The following is a 22,360-nucleotide window of genomic DNA, read 5'->3' as shown; positions in this document are numbered from 1 at the left end:
ATGAAACTCCTCGTCATCGGTTCCGGCGGACGTGAACACGCGCTTGCCTGGAAGCTGGCGCAGTCGCCCCGAGTGCAGACCGTTTATGTCGCGCCGGGCAATGGTGGCACCGCGCTCGATTCCCGGCTGGAGAACCTGCAGGTCGCCAACGCCGAAGAACTGGCCGAGTTCTGCGTGCGCGAGAAGATCGCCTACACCGTGGTCGGGCCCGAAGCGCCGCTGGCTGCGGGCATCGTCGATGGGTTTCGCGCCCGTGGGCTGAAAATTTTCGGCCCCACGCGCGCCGCGGCCCAACTCGAAAGCTCCAAGGCCTTCTCCAAGGCTTTCATGGCGCGGCACCACATCCCCACTGCGGCCTTCGCCACGTTCGAAGATGCCGCGCAGGCCCATGCCTACGTCGATCAGCACGGCGCCCCCATCGTGGTCAAGGCCGATGGCCTGGCCGCGGGCAAGGGCGTGGTCGTGGCGCAGACCGCAGACGAGGCCCACGCCGCCATCGACGACATGCTGCAGGCCAACCGCTACGGCGTGCAGCACAACGCTGGCCGCGCGCGCGTGGTCATCGAAGAGTTCTTACAGGGCGAGGAAGCCAGCTTCATCGTCATGGTCGATGGTCAGCATGTGCTCGCGCTGGCCTCCAGCCAGGATCACAAACGCCTGCTCGACGGCGACCAAGGCCCGAACACCGGCGGCATGGGCGCCTATTCGCCCGCGCCCGTGGTCACGCCCGAAGTTCACGCCCGGGTAATGCGCGAGATCATCCTGCCCACGGTCAAGGGCATGGCCGCCGACGGCATTCCCTTCACCGGCTTTCTCTATGCCGGGCTGATGATCGACGCCTCCGGCCGCGCCAAGACGCTGGAATTCAACTGCCGCATGGGCGACCCCGAAACCCAGCCCATCATGGCCCGCCTCAAGAGCGATCTTTCCGTGGTGTTCGAGAAGGCCATCGCCGGTCAGCTCGATCAGGTGGAGCTGGAGTGGGATCGCCGCACCGCTCTGGGTGTGGTGCTCGCCGCGCACGGCTACCCCGAGAGCCCGCGCAAGGGTGACGCGATCACCGGCATTCCTCCCGAAGCGGACGACTGCATCACCTTCCATGCCGGCACCACGCTCGACGCCCAGGGCGTGCTGCGCACCTCGGGCGGGCGGGTGCTGGCCGTCACCGCGCTGGGCGATTCGCCGCGCATTGCGCAGCAACGCGCTTACGAGGCGATCAACACCATTCACTTCGACGGCATGCAATACCGCCGCGATATTGGCTGGCGCGCGATCAAGCGTTAAAGGCCCCTGAGCCTGCTCCAAAGCACGCTCTCAACTGAGTCGTTTCACCTCGGCGCGTTCCATCAGACCCGGCAACTGCGCCGGGTTGAACAACTCGGTGCCGGGCTGAGTCGAGGTGCCCGCGCCGCAAGCCAGCCCGAGGCGCAGGGCATCAGCGGGGTTGGCATCGCGCGCAAAGGCCGCGACCAGACCGCCCACCAGCGAATCGCCCGCGCCCACGGTGGACACCACCTCCACTTCGGGAGATGTACCGACGAACACCTCGTCTCCGACCAGCACCGCGCCTTGCGCCCCCAGCGACACGCAGACCCATTCCACACCCTGTTCGTGCAGCACCCGAGCGGCGGCGATCACCTCCTCTCGCGTCGGCAACGCATGGCCGATGAGCTGTTCGAGCTCGTAACGGTTGGGCTTGATGAGAAAGGGCTTTGCGGCGACGGCTTGAGCCAGTGCCTCGCCCGCCGAATCGACCACGGCCCGCGCGTTGCGCGCGCGCAGTGCGGTCGTGAGTTCGGCGTAGTAATCGGCCGCGACGCCAGGCGTACGTGAGCCGGTCAGCACCGCGTAGCCGCTGCCCGCCAGCGCCAGCACTTCGGCGGTGATGCGTTTGAGCGTGGCTGCGTCGATGGTCGGCCCCGGTGCGCTAACCTCGAACTGCGCACGCGGCTGCTGCTGCAGCAAGGTGGCGTTGATCCGGGTCTCGCCGTCCAGGCGCACCAGATGCGGGTGATCGACCTGCCCGCGCAACAGCCGCTCGAACAGCATGCCGATCTCGCCCGCCACCGTGGCGCAGGCCCACGCCGACACGTGCAGCCGACTCAAGGCGCGGGCCACGTTGATGCCGTTGCCGCCGGGGTCCAGACGGGCGGCGAGGGCGTGCGCCTTCTGGTCGGCAAGCAACTGCGGCACGTCGTAGCTGACGTCCACGCAGGGGTTGAGGGTCAGGGTGACGATGGGGGTCTGGCCGGAGAAGATCATGGGATGATGAGGAAAGGATCAAGCGCCAAAACCGCCGCCACCCGGGGTTTCGATGACGAACACATCGCCCAGCTGCATGTCCACGCTGGCACAGCCGGGCAGGACTTCGATGCGACCATCTGCGCGCTCCACGCGATTGACGCCCACCGCGCCCGGCTGCCCGCCTTGCAGGCCGAACGCCGCCACGCGCCGACCGTTGGAGAGAATGCCTGCGGTCATCGGCTCGAGAAAACGAATGCGCCGCACGCCGCCGTGGCCGCCGCGCCAGCGCCCCGCCCCGCCCGAGCCCGCGCGGATCGCAAAGCTCTCCAGCCGAACCGGGTAGCGCCACTCGAGCACCTCGGGGTCGGTCAGGCGCGAGTTGGTCATGTGGTTCTGCACCATATCGGCGCCGTCGAAGCCCCCGACGAGCTGGCCCAGCGCGTCGAACATGCCGCCCGCGCCCGCTCCCCCGGCGAGGGTTTCGTAATATTGGTGCCGCGTGTTGCCGAAGGTGAAGTTGTTCATGGTGCACTGGCTGGCCGCCTGCACGCCCAGCGCACCGAACAGCGCGTTGGTCACGGCCATGCTGACCTCCACATTGCCCGCGACCACCGCAGCAGGCCAGCGCGGGGCCAGCATCGACCCCTCGGGTACGATGAGCCGCAGCGGCTTGAGGCAACCCGCGTTGAGGGGAATGTCGTCATCGACCAGACAGCGGAAGACGTAGAGCACGGCGGCCACGGTGACCGCGCGCGGCGCGTTGAAGTTGTCGGGCTGCTGCGGCGAGGTGCCGGTGAAGTCGAGGGTGGCGCCGCGCGCGGTGCGATCCACGCGAATGGCCACGCAGATGCGCGCGCCCGAATCGAGTTCCAGAGTGAAGGCGCCATCGTGCAGCGCGCCGATCACGCGGCGCACTGCGGCCTCGGCGTTGTCCTGCACATGCTGCATATAGGCCTGCACCACGTCCAGCCCATGTTCGGCCACCATGCGGTGCAGCTCCTGGGCACCTTTGGCGTTGGCCGCGATCTGCGCCTTCAGATCGGCGAGGTTCTGCTGTGGGTTGCGCGCGGGCCATGCGCCGCTGGACAGAAGCTCGAGCACCTCGGCCTCGCGCAGCCGTCCGGCTTCGACCAGCTTGAAGTTGTCGATCACCACGCCTTCGTCTTCGATGCGGCGCGAGAACGGCGGCATCGAGCCGGGCGTGATGCCGCCGATGTCGGCATGGTGCCCGCGCGAGCCCACAAAGAACAGCACCTCGCGTCCCGCCGCGTCGAACACGGGCGTGACCACCGTGACGTCCGGCAGATGAGTGCCGCCGTGGTAGGGGTCGTTGAGCATGAACACGTCGCCGGGCTGCATCTGGCCGGCGTTGCGCTCGATGACGGTGCGGATGCTCTCGCCCATCGACCCCAGATGCACGGGCATGTGGGGCGCGTTGGCGATGAGATGACCCTGGCCGTCGAACAGCGCACAGGAAAAGTCGAGCCGCTCCTTGATGTTCACCGACACCGCGGTGTTCTGCAACTGCGCGCCCATTTGCTCGGCGATGTTCATGAACAGGTTGTTGAACACCTCCAGCAGCACCGGATCGACCGCGGTGCCGCTGCGCGCTTCGGCCCGCTGTTCCACGCGCGCCAGTTCCAGGTGCCCTTGCGCGGTGATGCGCGCCTGCCAGCCGGGCTCGACGACCACCGTGGTGTTGGGCGCCGCCACGATGGCCGGGCCGTCCACATGCTGTCCCGCCGTGCAGCGCTCACGCTGCACCAGCGCCGCATCGTGCCTTGCGCCGCGCAAAAACACCGGCACGCGCTGCGCGACCGGCGCGGGGCCCAGTGCCACTGCCGTCTCAGCGGGCTCCATCACCCGCTGCCCGCCGCCGCTGGCCTGCACGGCAACAGCCTCGACCACCAATTCGCGCTCGGGCAGGATGTGGGCGAAGCGCTGCGCGTAGGTCTGCTCGAACGCGGCGCGCATCGCGTCGGCATCAGTCGCGTCCACCACCAGCGCCGTGTCGGTTCCGGCATAGCGCAGATGCACCTGGCGCTTGACCCGCACATGCTCCTGCGCCACGCCGAAGTCGGTGAGTTCGCGCACAGCGTCTTGCTGGAGCTGGGCGAACAGCGGAGCGAGTGCGTGCGGACTGTCCGCCTGCAGCGGCGCTTCCACGCTGTGCAGTCGCATCGCGGTCTGCTCGGCAAGCCCCATGCCGTAGGCCGACAGCACGCCAGCGAAGCTGTGGATGAACACCCGCTCCATGCCCAGCGCATCGGCCACGCGGCAGGCATGCTGGCCACCGGCACCGCCGAAGCACTGCAGGGTGTAGCGGGTCACGTCATGGCCGCGAGCCACCGAAATGCGCTTGATCGCCCCGGCCATGGCCTGCACGGCAATGTCGAGGTAGCCCTCGGCCACGCCTTCGGGCGTCTGCGGCTGGCCGGTGTCTTTGGCGATCTGCGCCGCCAGCGCGGTGAACGCTTCCCGCACGACCGCATCGTCCAGCGGCTGGTCGGCGTGGGGGCCGAACACCGCCGGAAAATGCTCGGGGCGGATGCGCCCGAGCATCACGTTCGCGTCGGTGATGGTCAGCGGCCCGCCGCGCCGGTAACAAGCTGGTCCCGGATTGGCGCCCGCCGAATCCGGCCCCACGCGCATACGGACGCCGTCGAAGTGCAGGATGGAACTCCCCCCCGCCGCGACGGTGTGGATGGACAGCATGGGCGCGCGCACCCGGACCCCCGCCACCTGCGTGTCGAACACCCGCTCGAACTCGCCCGCGTAATGCGACACGTCGGTGGAGGTGCCGCCCATGTCGAAACCGATGACCCGCGCATGCCCCGCCTGCTCGGCCGTGCGCGCCATGCCGACGATGCCGCCCGCCGGGCCGGACAGTATGGCGTCTTTGCCGCGCAAGGCAACGCCGCGCCGCCCCAAGTTGACTTGCTCCCCGCGGGGGACGGGCTGGGCAGTTGCCAGCCCAAGGGATCGTCCGCCAGCGTGCGCCTCGGCCAGCCCGCCGCTGGACTGCATGAAAAGCAGCCGCACGCCGGGCATCTCGGCGGCCACCTGATCGACGTAGCGGCGCAGGATGGGCGACAGATAGGCGTCGACCACCGTGGTGTCGCCGCGCGAGACGAACTTCATCAGCGGGCTGGTCTCGTGCGAGGTGCTCACCTGGGTGAAGCCGATGTCGCGCGCCAGCGCCGCGGCTGCCTGCTCATGTGCAGAGTGCCGCCAGCCGTGCATGAACACAATGGCCACGGCGCGCAGCCCGGCGTCGAAGGCCTGCTGCAATTCGCGCCGCAGGGCATCGACGTCCAGCGGCTGCAACACCGTGCCGTCCGCGCCCACGCGCTCCTGCGCCTCGATTACTTGGCTGTACAGCATCTCTGGCAGCACGATGCGACGTTCGAACAGCCTGGGCCGGTTCTGATAGGCGATGCGCAGCGCGTCACTAAATCCCCGAGTCGTCACCAGCACCAGCGGCTCGCCCTTGCGTTCGAGCAGCGCATTGGTCGCCACTGTGGTGCCCATGCGCACGCTCTCCACGCGGTCGGGCGTGATCGGCGCTCCGGGCGGCAAATCGAGCAAGGCCCGTATGCCCGCGACCGCTGCGTCGCGGTACTGCCCCGGGTTGTCCGACAGCAGCTTGTGCGTCACCAGTGCACCGTCCGGCCGACGCGCGACGATGTCGGTAAAGGTGCCGCCTCGGTCGATCCAGAATTGCCAGCGCGCAAGCGGTGCGGACATGGCTTCGACCAGTCTCAGCTGTTCTGCACGCTGATGGTCGGAAACTTGGCCGTGTAATCACGGCCCTGTTCCGCCACCTTCACCGCAACTGCGCGGGCGATCGATTTGTAGCTCTGGGCAATGGCGCCATCGGGATCGGCGACCACCGTGGGACGGCCGCTGTCGGCCTGTTCGCGGATGCGGATGTCCAGCGGCAGGCCGCCGAGGTAATCGACACCGAAATCGCGGCTCATTTTCTCGCCGCCGCCCGCGCCGAAAATGTGCTCGACATGGCCGCAGTTGGAGCACACGTGCATGGCCATGTTCTCGACGATGCCCAGAATCGGCACGCCGACCTTCTCGAACATTTTCAGGCCCTTGCGCGCGTCGAGCAGGGCGATGTCCTGCGGTGTGGTGACGATGATGGCGCCGGTCAGCGGCACGCGCTGGCTGAGCGTGAGTTGAATGTCGCCGGTGCCTGGCGGCATGTCGACGATGAGGTAGTCGAGGTCCTGCCACGCCGTCTGCCGCAGCAGCTGCTCCAGCGCCTGGGTAGCCATGGGGCCGCGCCAGATCATGGGGTTGTCGGCCTCGATCAGCAGGCCGATGGACATGACCTGCACGCCGTAGTTCTCCAACGGCTCCATGCTCTGTCCGTCACGGCTTTGCGGCTGGCCGGACACGCCCATCATCATGGGCTGCGACGGGCCGTAGATGTCGGCATCGAGCAGACCCACGCGCGCGCCCTCGCTGTCCAGTGCCAGCGCCAGATTGGCCGCCGTGGTGCTCTTGCCCACTCCGCCCTTGCCCGAGGCGACGGCGATGATGTTCTTCACTTCGGGCAGCGGTTTGAGGCCGCGTTGCACCGCGTGCGGCACCACGCGGCTGCGCACCGTCACCGAGACGTTGCGCACGCCGGGCACGGCGCGCAGCGTGTCGATGATCTGTTTCTGCAGATCGGCATGCAGGCTGCGCGCGGGATAGCCCAGTTCGACCTCCAGCGACACGTCGCCGCCCTCCACCTGCAGATTCTTGATGGCCTTCTCGGAGGCCAGCGTTTTACCGGTTTGCGGATCTTGCAGTGATTGCACGGCGGCCTGAATGGCGGGATCGATGACTTGGGACATGGTCGAACGTCTGAAGAAAACACGAAGTGTTGGCAGTGTAGAGCCGCTGGCCGCTTCGCGATGACCCCTGCCGTGCAGCCGCGCCTAAGCGCCACGACAATGCAGCTTCCACACGGTTTTTCCCATGTCTTCAACCACCACCTCCACCACAGCCTCGCAGGCCGACGCGCACGCGCCCCTATCCCGCCATTTCATCGGCTATATGGCGGTGGCCTGCGGCATCTCCGTGGCCAATATCTACTACGCGCAGCCCCTGCTGGAGCAGTTCGCGCAGCAGTTCCATACCACCGTGGCGGGTGTGGCGGCGGTGCCCTCGGCCACGCAGATCGGCTACGCCGCCGGCTTGATGCTGCTCGGCCCGCTGGGTGACCGCCACCCGCGGCACCGGGTGATTCTGGTCATGGCGGCGCTGCTCGTCCCCGCGCTGATCGGCGCTGCGCTGGCGCCCAGTGTCGCCATCCTGGCGATCGCCTCGTTCGCCATCGGCATGCTCTCGAGCATTGCGCAGCAGATCATTCCCATGGTGGCGCATCTGGCGCCGCCGCAGGCTCGCGGCAAGGCCATCGGCCTGGTGATGAGCGGCCTGCTCGTGGGCATTCTGGGCGGCAGGGTGCTGGCCGGGGCGATTGCCAATGTGCTGGACTGGCAGGCGGTGTTCGTGTTCGCCACGGCGGTGAACGTCGGCATGTGGCTGATGCTCTGGCGCGTGCTGCCGCGCCTGCCCGTGGACACCTCGGCAGCGGGGCACAGCTATGCGGCGCTGCTGGGCTCCACGTTGGAGCAGTTTCGTCGCCACCGCGATCTGCGCTTTGCCGGGCTCACCGGCGGGCTTTTCTTCGCCAGCTTCAGCGTGTTCTGGGTCGGCCTGACGCCGCTGCTGCAGAGCCCGGCCTACGGCTTCGGGCCCGCGGTGGTCGGCGCCTTCGGCATTCTGGGCATCATGGGCGCGACGGTGGCGCCGATTTCCGGGCGGCAATCGGACAAGCCGGGCGGCCCGCGCCGCGTGCTGTTCGTGACCCTGGCCCTGACCCTGCTGTCATGGGCGGTGTTCGCTCCCGGCACGCATGGCCTGTGGTGGCTGATCGCCGGCGTGCTGGTGCTCGACGCCGGTGTGCAGGGCGCGCAGATCGCCAACCAGACCCGCATCTACGCTCTGGACGCGGCCGCGCGCAGCCGCATCAACGCCGTCTACATGACGCTGTATTTCATCGGTGGCTCGATCGGATCGTTCGTCGCCAGCCACGCCTGGACGGCCGGTGGCTGGCCCGCAGTGACCGCTGCGGGCGGGGGCTTCGCGCTGGCGGCGCTGCTGCTGCACGCCGCCAGCGGGCCACGCAACAGGGTTTAGCGCCCGAGATCGTCGAGCACCGCCAGCGTGGCTTCGGCCTGATTCAGGGTGTAGAAATGCAGCCCCGGCGCGCCGCTGGCGATGAGCTCTTCGCACAGGCTGCTCACGACTTCCCTGCCAAAAGCGCGGATGCTCTCGCGGTCGTCGCCGTAGCTTTGCAGACGCAGACGTATCCAGCGCGGAATCTCGGCACCGCAGACCTCCGAGAAGCGCAGAAGCTGGCTGGAATTGGTGATGGGCATGATGCCCGGCACCACCGGCACGTCCAGGCCGAGCGCGCGGACGTCATCGACGAAACGGCGATAGGCCGCGGCGCTGAAGAAGTACTGCGTGATGGCCGAGTTCGCCCCGGCGCGCACCTTGTCGGCGAAATGCCGCAGATCGTCGAGCGGGCTCCTGGCCTGCGGATGCATCTCGGGATAGGCGGCCACTTCGATGTGAAACGCGCTGCCGGTTTCTTCTCGGATGAACGCCACCAGATCGCGCGCGTGGTGGAACTCGCCGCCGATGCCATAGCCCGAAGGCAGGTCACCGCGCAGCGCCACGATGCGCTTGACGCCCGCAGCCTGAAAGGCGTGCAGATGCCCGCGCACCGAGTCGCGGCTGGCGCCGATGCAGGACAGATGCGGCGCCGCGTCCACGCCTTCGGCGAGGATTTCGCGCACCGTCTGCAGCGTGCCTTCCTGGGTGGAGCCGCCGGCGCCGAAGGTCACGGAACAGAACTCGGGCCGACGCGCATACAGACGCTGCCGCACGGCACAAAGCTTGTCCGCACCTTCGGGCGTCTTGGGCGGAAAGAACTCGAAGCTCAGGCTGACCGGGGGTTTGGAGTCCATGCGCATCAGTACCGGTAGTGGGCCGGTTTGTACGGGCCGTCCTTGGGCACGTTGATGTAGGCGGCCTGCTGGTCGGTCAGCGTGGTGAGCTGCACATTGAGGGTGCTGAGCTGCAGGCGAGCCACATGCTCATCGAGGTGCTTGGGCAGGGTGTAAACACCCACCGGATACTCGCAGGTCTTGGTGAACAGCTCGATCTGCGCCAGGGTCTGGTTGGCGAAGCTCGAACTCATCACATAGCTCGGATGGCCGGTGCCGCAGCCAAGGTTCACCAGCCGCCCCTTGGCCAGCAGGATGATGCGCTTGCCATCGGGGAAGATGACGTGATCGACCTGCGGCTTAATCTCTTCCCACTGGTACTTCTCGATGCCCGCGACGTCGATCTCGTTATCGAAGTGGCCGATGTTGCAGACAATGGCCTGGTTTTTCATGCGGGCCATGTGATCGTGGGTGATGACGTGATAGTTGCCGGTGGCGGTCACGAAAATGTCGGCGTGTTCGCAGGCATAGTCCATGGTCACCACGCGGTAGCCTTCCATCGCCGCTTGCAGGGCGCAGATCGGGTCGATCTCGGTCACCCACACTTGCGCGGACAGCGCGCGCAGCGCCTGCGCCGAGCCCTTGCCCACATCGCCATAACCCGCGACCACGGCGATCTTGCCCGCGATCATCACGTCGGTGGCGCGCTTGATGCCGTCCACCAGGCTCTCGCGGCAGCCATAGAGGTTGTCGAACTTGCTCTTGGTCACGCTGTCGTTGACGTTGATCGCGGGAAACTTCAGCTCGCCGCGCTGGTGCATCTGGTAGAGGCGATGCACGCCGGTGGTGGTCTCCTCGGTCACGCCCTTGATATGCGCCAGGCGGGTGGAATACCACTTGCCGTCCTTTGCCAGCTTGGCCTTGATGGCGGCGAACAGCACGCGCTCTTCTTCGCTGGTCGGGTGATTGAGCACGGCGGCGTCGGTCTCGGCACGCGCGCCCAGGTGCAGCAGCAGGGTGGCATCGCCACCGTCATCCAGGATCATGTTCGAGTAGCCGCCATCCGTCCACTCGAAAATGCGGTGGGTGTAGTCCCAGTAGTCTTCCAGCGACTCGCCCTTGACCGCGAACACCGGCGTGCCGTTGGCGGCAATGGCAGCGGCGGCGTGATCCTGGGTGGAAAAGATGTTGCACGACGCCCAGCGCACCTGCGCGCCCAGCGCCTGCAGGGTCTCAATCAGCACGGCCGTCTGGATGGTCATGTGCAGACTGCCGGTAATGCGCGCGCCACGCAGCGGCTGGCGGGCGGCGTATTCCTCGCGGATGGCCATGAGCGCGGGCATCTCGCTCTCGGCAATGGCGATCTCGCGGCGGCCCCAGTCGGCCAGCCCGATGTCGGCAATGCAGAAATCGGAAAAATTCTTCAAATCGACCACAGCGTTCATACAAACTCCGAACAAAGTGGCCGGGAACGGATGCACACCGCATCCCGCGCCCGGCACGGGTTGGGTGAGCGCCGTTGAAGGAAAGCCGCCAGCAAGGAGAAAGAAGCGGCCTGCGATCAAAGTCCCGAGCCTGGCACAGGGCGGCGAAGGGCTCGCGCGCCGTGCGTTGCAACGCTCCTCGGGCAAGGCCGCATTCTATCGTTGGCCCGTGCCGAGCGTCTGTCGGGCCCAAAGCCGCGTCACACCCGCGACGCCAAAGCCAGACGCAGCCCCAGGCCGACGAAGACCAGTCCGGTCAGCCGCCGCACCCACAGCGCCAGACGTTGCATGCGCCCCATGTCCGCCATGCGCCGGCGCACCCGCGCCGTGGCCCAGGCCACGCCCAGATTGAACAAGGTGCCGTTCACGGTAAACACCACGCCGAGCAAAAGAAAGGCCCAGCCCTGCCCCTGCGTCGAGGGGCCGACGAACTGCGGCAGAAAGGCCAGAAAAAACAACACCACCTTGGGGTTGAGGACATTGGTCAGCACCCCTTGCCCGAAGACCGCACGAAGCGAGGCCGAGCGCGATGGAAAACGCCGGGTATCGTCCGGCAGATTGGAGCCCGCGCGGCTGCGCAGCAGGCCGATGCCCAGCCACACCAGGTAGAACGCACCCAGCCACTTCACCACGCCGAACGCGGCGTCGGACGCGGCAATCAGCGCCGACAGCCCCACGGCGGTCGCGGTGACGTGCACCAGACAACCCGCCCCCACACCCAGCGCCGCCATAGCCCCGGCGCGCACACCCTGCCCGGCACTGCGCGACATGATGAACAGCATGTCCGCGCCCGGGGTCATGTTGAGCAGCAGTCCCGAGAGCAGAAACAAGGCGAAGTGGTGGATGTCGGGCATGAGCGGGAAACCTAGGATTCTGTCGGGCTAGGGCAAGACGTCAGCGCAGCATAGGACGGGCGCAGCTACAGCCAGCGGGACCGCTTGAGCCAGTAGTACAGCCCGCCGCACAAAGCCAGGGTGAACACGATCAGCGACGGGTAGGCCCAGCGCCAGTCCAGTTCGGGCATGTGATGGAAGTTCATGCCGAACCAGCCCGTGAGCAGCGTGGGCACGGCCAGCAGCGCGGCCCAGCCGGCCAGCCTCTTGACCACCTCGTTCTGCTCCAGCGTCACCAGAGACACCGAGACGTTCATGGCCGCCGAGAGCATTTCGCGCAGCGCGCCCACCGTGTCGTTGACGCGGTTGGCGTGGTCGTTCACATCTCGGAAGTAAGGCCGCATGGCCTCGGGCATCACGTCGCCCGGCAGACGCTGAAGCTGCGCCAAGACGTCCTGCAAGGGCGCCACGGCCAGCCGCAGGCGGGTGAGTTCGCGCTGCATCGCGTACAGCCGCTTGAGCGTGCCGCGACGCCATTGGCGAGCGAAGATCTCGCCCTCCAGTTCCTCCAGTTCGGCCCGATACGCCTCGACGATGGGCAGATAACCATCGACGATGGCATCGAGCACCCCGTAGAGCGCATACCCCGGCCCCAGCGCCAGCAGCGCCGGCGTCTGCTCGGCATTGCGACGCACCGTCGTATAGCCGGACGAATCGCTATGCCGGATGGTGAGGATGTAGTTGCGGCCCATAAAAATATGCGTCTCGCCGAACCGCACATGCACACCGCTGCGCGAGGCCGTGCGAGCCACGACAAAAAGCGATTCGCCATAAGCCTCCAGCTTGGGCCGCTGGTGCGCCTTGCCAGCGTCTTCCACCGCCAGCGGGTGCAGGCCGAACTCATGCTGCATCTGAGCCAGCAGGGCTGCATCGGGTTCGTACAGCCCCACCCAGACGAAGCGATCGGGCTGAGTCAGCACGTCACTGATCGACTCCAGGTCGATGTCACCCACCCGCTTGCCGCTTCGGTCATAGGCCACACAGGCACGGACGGGACTATCGGGTCTGGGAGTGTCAGTGGGAAGCATGGTTTTTCATCGGTTGAAATCATCAGAGCAGCGGGCTATTTTTCCACCGCACGTCAGCGTTCTTCGCGGCGCCACGCAGGCAACGGAAACTCGGCATGCCGCACGGCCTGAACTGTTGTGAGGATGCGCAATCGATTGGGGACGCATGCGCCTCCTGCAGGTTGACGTCACGCGTGACCAGCCACAACGCCTGCGCCGCTTCGGCAGCGTGAATGAACAGCCGCGCACACAACCGGGGTCACTCGCACAACCGGGTCCGCACAACCGCACAACCGAGGTCAGGTCTAGCTTCGTAGCATTTGCAGCAGCAACCCTTGCCATTTGCCTACCACCCAGTTCTCAAGCAACAAACCCGGTACCCGCGCAAATTCGCTCACATTATGGGTGATCAGGGTCAGCCCTTCGCTGCGGGCGTGGGCTGCGATGTTCAGGTCGTTCACACCGACGGGACGCACCGTCCTTTCGAGATCAGCGCGGATGGTGCCGCAGTGCTGCGATGCTTTCGCGCTGTAGGGCAGCACCTCCAGCAAGCTGGCGAACTCTTCGACCACGGCCAGGTTCTGTGTCACCTTGGCGTTCTTTTCCGCAGCGTGAAAAAGCTCGCTCAAAGCGATGGCTAAGATCGCCATACGCCCGGCGTGCTCGTTGAAGAGCCTACCCCCGCGGCAGGCCGCGCACGATCAGTTCGGTCTGCGCGACGAAGCCGCGAAAACCATCCACGATGGATTCGGCGATCTGTCGGCCCGAGGGTTTGCGGTCGGCATAAAACAGACCGATCACTTTCTTGTCGACGGTCAGCGTGGCGACCAGGCAATCCGCGGTGCCGGTGGACTCGTGCAGTGCACGCGGCGGCGGGTTGGCCGCACTGAACGCGCGCACCAACTGCGGCGGCAGCATGGCCTCGAGTTCCGGGGTCCATGGCCACTGCATGCGGGAGCGGAGTTCGCTGGCATCGAGACCCGCGGTCAGCCGCGCAACCAGGTGGGTGCGGTTCGGCGTGATCAGGCATAGCGCGCAGCGGTCCAGACCGACCGCACGGTGCATGCCTTCCAGGCAGGCTTCGAACAACATGGGCAGTTCGCGCCTGCTGCTGACCACTTGCCCCATTTCCGCCAGCATGCGTAGCTGCAGCGCGGGGTCTTGATCCGGAAAGGCCGGGGGCTCGTCAGCGGGCGGCATGGCCTCGGCCGCCGCCATCAACGGATGCGCGGCAGATTCGGCGGCATCGGCGGCTGGGAGCTGGATGTACTGCGCGGCTTCGCAAGCGCCCAGCGCGGCCGCAAGCAGGGTCGCCTGTTCGGCATTGGCTTGCAGACGCTTGCATGTCACCTCGTGCGCTTGCCCGAGGTAGCCAGCAATGTCCTTGATGGTCCGGACGGATTCGGGCGTATCCCATCCCTTTTGCGTGCACCGACTCAGCTGCAGGGCCTGATCGACGTCCTGCGTATCGACCAGCACGCCGTCGAGCTTCCACGCTCGGTGCAGTTCGCGGCTGAACTGCCGCAGCGTGGTGCCGAGCACCGCCTTTTCGGCCGATTCACCGTCCATGCCCGATTGCAGCGCGGCGTCGAGTGCGGTCGCGAATTGGGCGCCATGGCACCAAAAGGCCATTTCGCCCACGCTCGACAGCATGGCCGAGACAAACTGCTTTTCGGCCGCGTCGCGGCGCAGTCCGCGCGCGGTGCCGATGTCGCGGGCCTGCACCGCCGCATGCAGCGCACGGCCCAGCGCCGCCTGCACCCGGTGGCGAAACGAGTTGGCTGTGGCCATGCTCTCCACGGCCATGGCCGAAACGCAAAGCGAGCGCAGCGTGTTGATGCCCAGGAGCACCACCGCACGGCTGACCGTGGCCACCCGAGCATGACCGGACAGGCCGAGGTACGCCGCGTTGGCCGCCCGCAGCACCATGGAGGTGAGCGCCGGATCACGCAGGATGATCTCGGTCATCTGGTGAACCGAGACGTCGTCCCCGTCGACGGCGCGGAACATCTCCGCCAAGGTCGCGCCAAAGGCGGGAAGATCGGTAGCGGCGATTTGCTGGCCCAACTCGCGGAAGGTCTGGGCGTCTTGCGTCATCAGCGTATCCGCGGTGGGCATGTTGACCGAGAGCTGGCGAAATCGACCCTCGTAGGCCTGTCGGCCCACTCGGGGACTCTATGAAAAAGGGGACTAACCTTGTTGCATCCCCACGATCACTCCCCTCTCTCCCCCTCCAGCCGCAGCATGCTCGCGCCTTCGCCCAGCGCAATCAGCCCTGTCTTGGCGTAGATGCCCAGCTTGGCGCGGGTGTCGGTGATGTCGAGGTTGCGCATGGTGAGCTGGCCGATACGGTCGGCAGGGCTGAACGGGGCATCTTCGACCTTTTCCATGCTCAGACGCTCGGGGGCGTAGGTCAGGTTGGGGCTCTCGGTGTCGAGGATGCTGTAGTCGTTGCCGCGGCGCAGTTCCAGCGTGACTTCGCCGGTCACGGCGCGGGCGATCCAGCGCTGGGCGGTTTCGCGCAGCATCATGGCCTGCGGGTCGAACCAGCGGCCCTGGTAGAGCAGACGGCCCAAGCGCAGGCCGTTGATACGGTATTGCTCGATGGTGTCTTCGTTGTGGATGCCGGTGACCAGACGCTCGTAGGCGATGTGCAGCAGCGCCATGCCGGGGGCTTCGTAAATGCCGCGGCTCTTGGCTTCGATGATGCGGTTCTCGATCTGGTCGCTCATGCCCAGGCCGTGGCGGCCGCCGATCTCGTTGGCCTTCATGAACAGTTCGACCGGCGAGGCGAAGGTCTGGCCGTTGAGGGCAACCGGGCGGCCTTCCTCGAAACGCACGGTCACCTCCTCGGCCTTGACCTCGACCTCGGGTTTCCAGAACGCCACGCCCATGATGGGGTTGACGATGCGGATGCCGGAATTCAGATGTTCCAGATCCTTGGCTTCGTGCGTGGCGCCGAGCATATTGCTGTCGGTGCTGTAGGCCTTCTCGACCGACATCTTGTAGTCGAAGCCGTTCGCGATGAGGAACTCGCTCATCTCCTTGCGGCCACCGAGTTCGTCGATGAAGGTCTGGTCCAGCCAGGGCTTGTAGATCTTGAGGCTGGGGTTGGTCAGCAGGCCGTAGCGGTAGAAGCGCTCGATGTCGTTGCCCTTGAAGGTGGAACCGTCGCCCCAGATGTTGACATCGTCTTCCTTCATGGCGGCCACCAGCATGGTGCCGGTCACGGCGCGGCCCAGCGGGGTGGTGTTGAAGTAGGTGATGCCGCCGGTGCTGATGTGGAAGGCGCCGCACTGGATGGCGGCGATGCCTTCGTGCGCCAACTGCTCGCGGCAGTCCACCAGGCGGGCTTTTTCAGCGCCGTAGGCCATGGCCTTGCGCGGAATTTCGTCGTAGTCGCTCTCGTCGGGCTGGCCCAGGTTGGCGGTGTAGGCGTAGGGCTGGGCGCCCTTCTGTTTCATCCACAGCAGCGCTGCGGAGGTGTCAAGGCCGCCGGAGAAGGCGATGCCGACTTTTTGCCCGGTGGGCAGGTTTTGCAGGATGGTGGCCATAAGCGTTGCTTCCCGGTCAGCCGAAGTAGCAGATGTAGTGATAGGCGGTTTCGCCTTCGGCCACGCGGATGTCGAACCGGGTGTTGCCGGGGACACTGAACTTGTCGCCCACGCCAGCGCGCTGCCAGGTGTCGGTGCCGGGCAGACGATACTCGCACGCCCCGGCCACGCCTTCCATGATTTCAGGCGCGCCGGTGCCGAAAGTGAGGGTCGCAGGCAGAATCACACCGACGGACGCCTTGCGGCCGTCGGCCAGGGTGATGCTGTGGCTGACGCACTTGCCATCGAAATAGACATTGGCTTTGGGGTTGACGGCAGCGCCGTCGATCTGGGTGGTGCTCATGGGTGGGCGGGGACGCGGGGAAAGGGAAGCAATTATTCTAGAGAGCCGGGCAGCCCTTGCCCCCCGATTTGGCTCCATCCATGACCTTGCGCACCCCCTACCCGCCCATCGAACCCTTCAAGACCGGCCTGCTCGACACCGGCGACGGCCACCTGATCTATTGGGAGCTTTGCGGCAATCCGCAGGGCAAACCCGCAGTGTTTCTGCACGGCGGACCGGGCTCGGGCTGCTCGCCGGATCACCGCCGTCTGTTCGATCCGAAGCGCTATTGCGTGCTGCTGTTCGACCAGCGCGGCTGCGGGCGATCGACGCCGCACGCCGCGCTGGAGAACAACACCACCTGGCATCTGGTCGCCGACATCGAGCGGCTGCGCGCTCTGCTGGGGGTGGAGCGCTGGCTGGTGTTCGGCGGCTCCTGGGGCAGCACCCTGGCGCTGGCCTATGCGCAGACTCACCCCGAGCGCGTGTCGGCACTCGTGCTGCGCGGGATTTTCACCCTCAGGCGCGCGGAACTGCTCTGGTTCTATCAGGAAGGCGCGTCCTGGCTGTTCCCCGACCTATGGGAGGATTTCGTCGCACCGATTCCGCCCGCCGAGCGCGGCGATCTGATCGGCGCCTATCGCAAGCGTCTGACCGGCGCCGACCCGACAGAACAACTGGTCTGCGCCCGCGCCTGGAGCGTGTGGGAGGGGCGCACCATCCGCCTGCTCCCGAGCGAGGAAAACGTCGCGCAACATGCGCAGGATGCGTTCTCGCTGGCGTTCGCGCGCATCGAGAACCATTACTTCGTGCACGCGGGCTGGATGGACGAGGGCCAGCTCATCCGCGATGCGGGCAAGCTGGCGGGCATCCCCGGCGTCATCGTGCAAGGCCGCTACGACGCCTGCACCCCGGTGCGCACCGCCTGGGATCTGCATCGCGCCTGGCCGCAGGCCGATTTCCAGCTCGTGCCCGACGCCGGTCACGCCTACAACGAGCCGGGCATTCTGTCGCGGCTGATCGAGGCGACGGACCGGTTTGCGGCAGGATGAGGCGGGCGGAACTTCCGCCCGATCGCCCTTACGCCGCCGCCATGGCCTGCAGCGCACCCAACCCCGCATCGTCGCGCAGCTTGGCGGCCCGATCGGTGGCCTCCCAGCTGAACTCGGGCTCATCCCTGCCGAAGTGACCGTAGGCGGCGGTCTTGGCGTAGATCGGGCGGCGCAGATCGAGCATTTCGATGATGCCGCGCGGACGCAGATCGAAGTGCCGCCGCACCAGTTGTTCGAGCTTGGCATCGTCGATCACGCCGGTGCCCTGGGTCGTCACCATGATGCTGGTGGGCTGGGCCACGCCGATGGCGTAGGAAATCTGCACCAGACATTTCTTCGCCAGCCCGGCGGCGACGATGTTCTTGGCCACATAGCGCGCGGCATAGGCGGCGGAGCGGTCGACCTTGGTCGGGTCTTTGCCGGAAAACGCACCGCCGCCATGCGGTGCCGCGCCGCCATAGGTGTCCACAATGATCTTGCGCCCGGTTAGACCGCAGTCGCCCTGCGGGCCGCCGACGACGAAGCGCCCGGTCGGGTTGATCAGGTACTTCACTTCGCCACGCATGAATTCGGCGGGCAGCACCGGTTTGATGATGTGCTCGATCACGGCTTCGCGCAGATCGGCCAGCGCGATGTCGGGTGCGTGCTGGGTGGACAGCACCACGGTGTCGATGGCCACCGGATAGCCGTTTTCGTAGCGGAAGGTGATCTGGCTCTTGGCATCCGGGCGCAGCCAGGACAGGCGGCCGTCGCGGCGAATCTGGCTCTGGCGCTCGACCAGACGGTGCGCGTAGTAGATCGGCGCCGGCATGAGGTCGGGGGTTTCGTCGCAGGCGTAGCCAAACATCAGCCCCTGGTCGCCAGCGCCCATGTCGAGCTCGTCGTCGTGCGCCTTGTTCACGCCCTGGGCGATGTCGGGGCTTTGCTTGTCGTAGGCGACGAGCACGGCGCAGCTCTTGTGATCAATGCCGAAATCGGCGTCGTCGTAGCCGATGCGCTTGAGCGTATCGCGCGCCACCTGGATGTAATCGACCACGGCATTGGTGGTGATTTCGCCTGCCAGCACGATGAGGCCGGTGTTGGCCAGGGTTTCGGCGGCGACGCGCGACATCGGATCCTGCGCCAGATTGGCGTCGAGGATGGCATCGGAAATCTGGTCGGCCACCTTGTCAGGATGGCCTTCAGAGACCGACTCAGAAGTAAACAGGAAGGAGTTTGCCATGACGGACCTTTCTTCAAACGGTTGGACCTACGCCACCGTCTGGGTCTCGCACGGCGACGCTTTAGCGGATTTCCCAACGACAGATCACGAGGGCCTGCCGCACTGCCACCCCGCAAGTTGTCATTAACTCGGTGGCAATGTCATGCATTCTATGTCTGCGCATCGCCTTCAGGGCTTCGTAACATGGCACCCTTTGATCTACAGGGATTTCCCCATCGTGCTGCTCCGCGTGTTCCGCTGGCTGTCTGTTCTGCCCCTGGGCCTGCTTCAGGCGCTGGGGGCGGCGCTCGGCCTGCTGGTTTACGCCTTATCGGGCGTCTATCGCCAGCGGCTGCGCGCCCATCTGCAACAGGCAGGCTATGACCCGCAGCGGCTGGCACGCAAGGCCGCGGCTCACGCCGGGCGCATGGTCGGAGAGCTTCCCGTGGTCTGGTTCCGGCGCGGCGCGGCGGCTCCGGTGCATCGGGTCGAGGTGATCGGCAAGGAGCATGTCGATGCGGTGCGCGCCGAAGGGTTGGGGGTGCTGTACCTCACGCCGCACCTAGGGTGCTTCGAGATTTCGGCGCAGATGGCCGCGCTCTGGGGGCCGATCACGGTGATGTTTCGCCCGCCGCGCAAGCGTGCCCTGCTGCCGCTGGCACTGGCGTCGCGGCAGCGGCACAACCTGGCCACCGCTCCGGCCAATCTCGCCGGGGTGCGTCAGTTGCTGCGCGCGCTGCGCGCCGGTGAAGCCGTCGGCCTGCTGCCAGACCAGGCGCCAGGCAACGGCGAAGGCGTCTGGGCCGATTTTTTCGGCCGCCCGGCTTACACCATGACCCTGCCCGCCCGCCTGGTGCAACTGGGCAAGGCCCGCATCATTCTGGCCTCGGCGCTGCGACAGCCCAGCGGTCGTGGTTATGTCCTGACGCTCGAACCCTTCCCCGAGCCGCTGGACGCCGACCCGCAACGCGCCGCCACCCAGATCAATCATGCGCTCGAAGCCCTGATCCGCCGCGCTCCCGAGCAATACCTCTGGGCGTACAACCGCTACAAGCGGCCCGCGGGCGCCGAGCCGCCTCCGGCGCAGCACGGCGAGGAGCTTGCCGCGTGAAGTCGCTGTCCGCCCGCCTGAGCATAGGCCTGATCTGGCTGCTGCACCTGCTGCCCTACCCGCTGCTGGCCGCGTTGGGCACGGCGGTGGGCTGGCTGCTGTGGCCGCTGGCGCGATCCCGGCGGCGCATCACCCTGCGCAATCTGGAGTTGTGCTTTCCAGACTGGACGCCAGCGCAGCAGCGCGCCGTGGGGCGGCGGCATTTCGTCTATGTCGCCCGCGCCTTTCTGGAACGCGGCGTGCTCTGGTACGCCAGCCCGAAGCGCCTGCAGCGTCTGCTGCACATTGAAGGCCCGGTGCTTGAGGCGCTCGACGGCAGCCGCAATACCCTGCTGCTGGGCTTTCACTTCGAGGGGCTGGACGCCGGATGGACTGCACTGAGCCTGGTGGCGCCACGTCCGGTGTCGGGCATGTACACCCCACAGAAAAACAAGACGCTCGACGACTGGGTCGTGGCGCGGCGCAGCCGCTTTCACACTGCGGCCATCGTCTCCAGGCACGACGGCGCAGCGGCCATGCTGCGGCAGCTCAAGGCCGGGGTGCCGTTCTACACCCTGCCCGACATGGATTTCGGCCTGCGCAGCTCGCGCTTCATCGACTTTTTCGGCATCCCCGCCGCCACGCTGGACGTCGCACCTAGGCTGGCGGCCTCGGCACAAGCGCGGGTGTATCCGGTGGTCACGCGCATCCTGCCTGGCGCGCGCGGCTACGCCATCACCGTGCATCCGGCCTGGAGCGACTTCCCCGCGCTCGACGCCCGGGGCAGACCCGCCGATATCGACAACGATCTTCGCCGCATGAACCGCTTCATCGAAGACCAGGTGCGCACCATGCCGGCGCAATACCATTGGGTGCACAAGCGCTTCAAAAACCGCCCCGAGGGCGAGCCCTCTCTGTACTGACCATGCAACTCGCGTTCACCAAGATGCACGGCGCCGGCAACGACTTTGTCGTGCTAGACGCCACCCGGGCGCCGATCGCGCTGAGCGCGGCGCAGTTGCGTCTGCTGGCCGACCGGCATTTCGGCGTAGGCGCCGACCAGATCCTGATGGTCGAGCCGCCGCCGTCGTCCGAGGTGGATTTCCGCTACCGCATTTTCAACGCCGACGGCGGCGAGGTTGAGCAATGCGGCAACGGCGCACGCTGCTTCGTCGCCTATGTACATGGCAAGGGGCTGACCGACAAGCGCCGCATCCGGGTGCAGACGCTCTCCGGGATCATCGAGCCCGAACTGCAGGCCGACGGCCGGGTCACCGTGGACATGGGCGCCCCGGTTTTCAACCTGCCGCAAGTGCCTTTCGACGCCAGCGGCCTGTCGCCCCGGCAGGTGGACGCATGGGAACAATGGCCGCTCGACATCGACGGCGCAACCGCCTGGATCAGCGTGCTGTCGATGGGCAATCCGCACGCGGTGCAGCGGGTGGACGACGTGGACGCCGCCCCGGTGCATAGCGACGGCCCGCGCATCGAACATCACCCGCGCTTTCCCAAGCGCGTCAACGCCGGCTTCATGCAGATCGTCGATGCCCACCACATCCGCCTGCGGGTGTGGGAGCGCGGCGCCGGCGAAACCCTCGCCTGCGGCACCGGCGCCTGCGCTGCCGTGGTGGCGGGTCTGCGCCATGGCTGGCTCCGCGACTCGGTCGATGTGGAAACCCGCGGCGGCCTGCTGACCATCGCCTGGGCGGGGCCGGGTCAGCCCGTCCACATGACCGGCCCGGCCGCCTTCGTCTTCGACGGACTTATAGCCCTGCCCGACCTGCCCTGACTCTGGAGAACCTGATGGAACTGAGCGAACACGACCTGGCGGCCTATCTCGCCGCCAATCCCGAATTTTTCGAACGCCACGCCGAGCTGCTCACCACGGTGCAACTGCAAAGCCCGCATGGCAACCGTGCCGTGTCGCTGCAGGAGCGGCAGATGGAAATGCTGCGCGACAAAATGCGCACCCTGGAACATCGCCTCGCCGCGATGATGCGCAACGCCGTGGACAACGAAACCCTGGCGGGCAAGCTGCTGCTGTGGGCGCGCGATGTCATGCTGGCGCAGCAGGGCGAACCGGCGCAACTGCCGCAATCCCTGCAAGACGCGCTCAAGACCGGCTTCGATTTGCCGATGACCGCGCTCAAGCTCTGGCCCGTGCGCGAACAGTTCGCCGCGCTCGATTTCGCCACCGGGGTGAGCGACGACGCCAAGACCTTCGCCGCCAGCCTGGCAGCGCCCTTCGTCGGACCCAATCCGGGTTTCGAAGCCGCGCACTGGCTGCCCGACGCGCAGATGGCGCAGTCGCTCGCGCTCATCCCGCTGCAGAACCCGCACACCAGCATGTGCATGGGGCTTCTGGTGCTGGCCTCCCCTGACAGCCAGCGCTTCACCGCCGACATGGGCACCGATTTCCTCACCCTCATCGGCCAGCTGGCCAGCGCCGCGCTTGTGGGCCTGATCGCCCGCTAAAGGCGCGCTGGCCTTCCGCCGC

General features: G+C 66.7%; 18 protein-coding genes, 1 pseudogene and 1 riboswitch. Of the genes and pseudogenes, 7 read left to right on the top strand and 12 right to left on the bottom strand.

Going from position 1 to position 22,360, the window contains the following annotated elements; translation table 11 throughout:
• Nucleotides 1–1,284, top strand: coding sequence for a phosphoribosylamine--glycine ligase (gene purD, locus ASC45_RS10015; RefSeq protein ID WP_055450885.1), 1,284 nt, complete (start codon nucleotides 1–3; stop codon nucleotides 1,282–1,284).
• A gap of 30 nt (nucleotides 1,285–1,314) precedes the next feature.
• On the opposite strand, the gene ASC45_RS10010 is transcribed toward purD, so the two are convergent.
• From ASC45_RS10010 to apbC, 3 genes are read right to left on the bottom strand one after another with little or no spacing between them, the layout of a single operon-like run.
• Nucleotides 1,315–2,262: a 1-phosphofructokinase family hexose kinase gene (locus ASC45_RS10010; RefSeq protein WP_055450884.1), complete on the bottom strand. Its 948-nt coding sequence runs from the start codon at nucleotides 2,260–2,262 to the stop codon at nucleotides 1,315–1,317.
• Nucleotides 2,263–2,280: 18 nt separating this feature from the next.
• Nucleotides 2,281–5,991 carry a hydantoinase B/oxoprolinase family protein gene (locus ASC45_RS10005; RefSeq protein ID WP_055450883.1) on the bottom strand — a complete coding sequence of 1,237 codons (3,711 nt, stop codon included), beginning with the start codon at nucleotides 5,989–5,991 and terminating at the stop codon, nucleotides 2,281–2,283.
• Nucleotides 5,992–6,005: 14 nt separating this feature from the next.
• Nucleotides 6,006–7,097: an iron-sulfur cluster carrier protein ApbC gene (gene apbC, locus ASC45_RS10000; protein ID WP_055450882.1), complete on the bottom strand. Its 1,092-nt coding sequence runs from the start codon at nucleotides 7,095–7,097 to the stop codon at nucleotides 6,006–6,008.
• A gap of 124 nt (nucleotides 7,098–7,221) precedes the next feature.
• Between apbC and ASC45_RS09995 the strand changes: the two genes are divergently transcribed.
• A complete protein-coding gene (locus ASC45_RS09995; protein WP_055450881.1) occupies nucleotides 7,222–8,445 on the top strand; it encodes an MFS transporter in 1,224 nt (407 codons plus the stop codon).
• On the opposite strand, the gene metF is transcribed toward ASC45_RS09995, so the two are convergent.
• The 8 genes and pseudogenes from metF to ppnP form a co-directional block, all read right to left on the bottom strand.
• Nucleotides 8,442–9,281, bottom strand: coding sequence for a methylenetetrahydrofolate reductase [NAD(P)H] (metF, locus tag ASC45_RS09990; protein WP_245610020.1), 840 nt, complete (start codon nucleotides 9,279–9,281; stop codon nucleotides 8,442–8,444). The genes ASC45_RS09995 and metF overlap by 4 nt on opposite strands.
• Before the next feature lie 5 nt (nucleotides 9,282–9,286).
• On the bottom strand, nucleotides 9,287–10,705 hold the full coding sequence (gene ahcY, locus ASC45_RS09985; protein ID WP_055450879.1) for an adenosylhomocysteinase: 1,419 nt from the start codon (nucleotides 10,703–10,705) through the stop codon (nucleotides 9,287–9,289).
• Between the two features lie 59 nt (nucleotides 10,706–10,764).
• Nucleotides 10,765–10,891: riboswitch (S-adenosyl-L-homocysteine riboswitch) on the bottom strand.
• 53 nt (nucleotides 10,892–10,944) lie between these two features.
• Nucleotides 10,945–11,598, bottom strand: a complete 654-nt coding sequence (locus tag ASC45_RS09980; protein ID WP_055450878.1) for a LysE family translocator — start codon at nucleotides 11,596–11,598, stop codon at nucleotides 10,945–10,947.
• A gap of 65 nt (nucleotides 11,599–11,663) precedes the next feature.
• Complete coding sequence (corA, locus tag ASC45_RS09975; RefSeq protein ID WP_245610019.1) at nucleotides 11,664–12,617, bottom strand: magnesium/cobalt transporter CorA; 954 nt, start codon at nucleotides 12,615–12,617, stop codon at nucleotides 11,664–11,666.
• A gap of 332 nt (nucleotides 12,618–12,949) precedes the next feature.
• Nucleotides 12,950–13,297: pseudogene (locus tag ASC45_RS09970) on the bottom strand (type II toxin-antitoxin system VapC family toxin); the annotation flags it as partial.
• A gap of 22 nt (nucleotides 13,298–13,319) precedes the next feature.
• Nucleotides 13,320–14,741, bottom strand: coding sequence for an HDOD domain-containing protein (locus ASC45_RS09965; protein WP_167344849.1), 1,422 nt, complete (start codon nucleotides 14,739–14,741; stop codon nucleotides 13,320–13,322).
• 116 nt (nucleotides 14,742–14,857) lie between these two features.
• On the bottom strand, nucleotides 14,858–16,198 hold the full coding sequence (gene argG / locus ASC45_RS09960; RefSeq protein ID WP_055450875.1) for an argininosuccinate synthase: 1,341 nt from the start codon (nucleotides 16,196–16,198) through the stop codon (nucleotides 14,858–14,860).
• Between the two features lie 16 nt (nucleotides 16,199–16,214).
• Nucleotides 16,215–16,541: a pyrimidine/purine nucleoside phosphorylase gene (gene ppnP, locus ASC45_RS09955; protein WP_055450874.1), complete on the bottom strand. Its 327-nt coding sequence runs from the start codon at nucleotides 16,539–16,541 to the stop codon at nucleotides 16,215–16,217.
• 80 nt (nucleotides 16,542–16,621) lie between these two features.
• Here ppnP and pip point away from each other — a divergent pair, with 80 nt between their 5' ends.
• Nucleotides 16,622–17,572, top strand: a complete 951-nt coding sequence (gene pip, locus ASC45_RS09950) for a prolyl aminopeptidase (protein WP_055450873.1) — start codon at nucleotides 16,622–16,624, stop codon at nucleotides 17,570–17,572.
• 28 nt (nucleotides 17,573–17,600) lie between these two features.
• On the opposite strand, the gene metK is transcribed toward pip, so the two are convergent.
• Nucleotides 17,601–18,794: a methionine adenosyltransferase gene (metK, locus tag ASC45_RS09945; RefSeq protein ID WP_055450872.1), complete on the bottom strand. Its 1,194-nt coding sequence runs from the start codon at nucleotides 18,792–18,794 to the stop codon at nucleotides 17,601–17,603.
• Nucleotides 18,795–19,011: 217 nt separating this feature from the next.
• Here metK and ASC45_RS09940 point away from each other — a divergent pair, with 217 nt between their 5' ends.
• Genes ASC45_RS09940 through ASC45_RS09925 form a run of 4 tightly spaced genes read left to right on the top strand, consistent with a single transcriptional unit; the run spans nucleotide 19,012 to nucleotide 22,338 of the window.
• Complete coding sequence (locus tag ASC45_RS09940; RefSeq protein WP_055450921.1) at nucleotides 19,012–19,884, top strand: lysophospholipid acyltransferase family protein; 873 nt, start codon at nucleotides 19,012–19,014, stop codon at nucleotides 19,882–19,884.
• A complete protein-coding gene (locus tag ASC45_RS09935; protein ID WP_055450871.1) occupies nucleotides 19,881–20,786 on the top strand; it encodes an LpxL/LpxP family acyltransferase in 906 nt (301 codons plus the stop codon). The genes ASC45_RS09940 and ASC45_RS09935 overlap by 4 nt, the downstream gene beginning before the upstream one ends.
• Nucleotides 20,787–20,788: 2 nt before the next feature.
• Complete coding sequence (dapF, locus tag ASC45_RS09930; protein ID WP_055450870.1) at nucleotides 20,789–21,652, top strand: diaminopimelate epimerase; 864 nt, start codon at nucleotides 20,789–20,791, stop codon at nucleotides 21,650–21,652.
• A 14-nt stretch (nucleotides 21,653–21,666) separates the two neighbouring features.
• Nucleotides 21,667–22,338 (top strand): DUF484 family protein, encoded by a 672-nt coding sequence (locus ASC45_RS09925; protein ID WP_055450869.1) that lies wholly within the window; start codon nucleotides 21,667–21,669, stop codon nucleotides 22,336–22,338.
• Nucleotides 22,339–22,360: the final 22 nt, after the last annotated feature.

It is taken from the genome of Thiomonas bhubaneswarensis (assembly GCF_001418255.1).
In the GTDB taxonomy this organism is placed as follows: domain Bacteria; phylum Pseudomonadota; class Gammaproteobacteria; order Burkholderiales; family Burkholderiaceae_C; genus Thiomonas; species Thiomonas bhubaneswarensis.
Note: the sequence above shows the minus strand (reverse complement) of the source record. Positions and strands in the feature narration are given on the sequence as shown.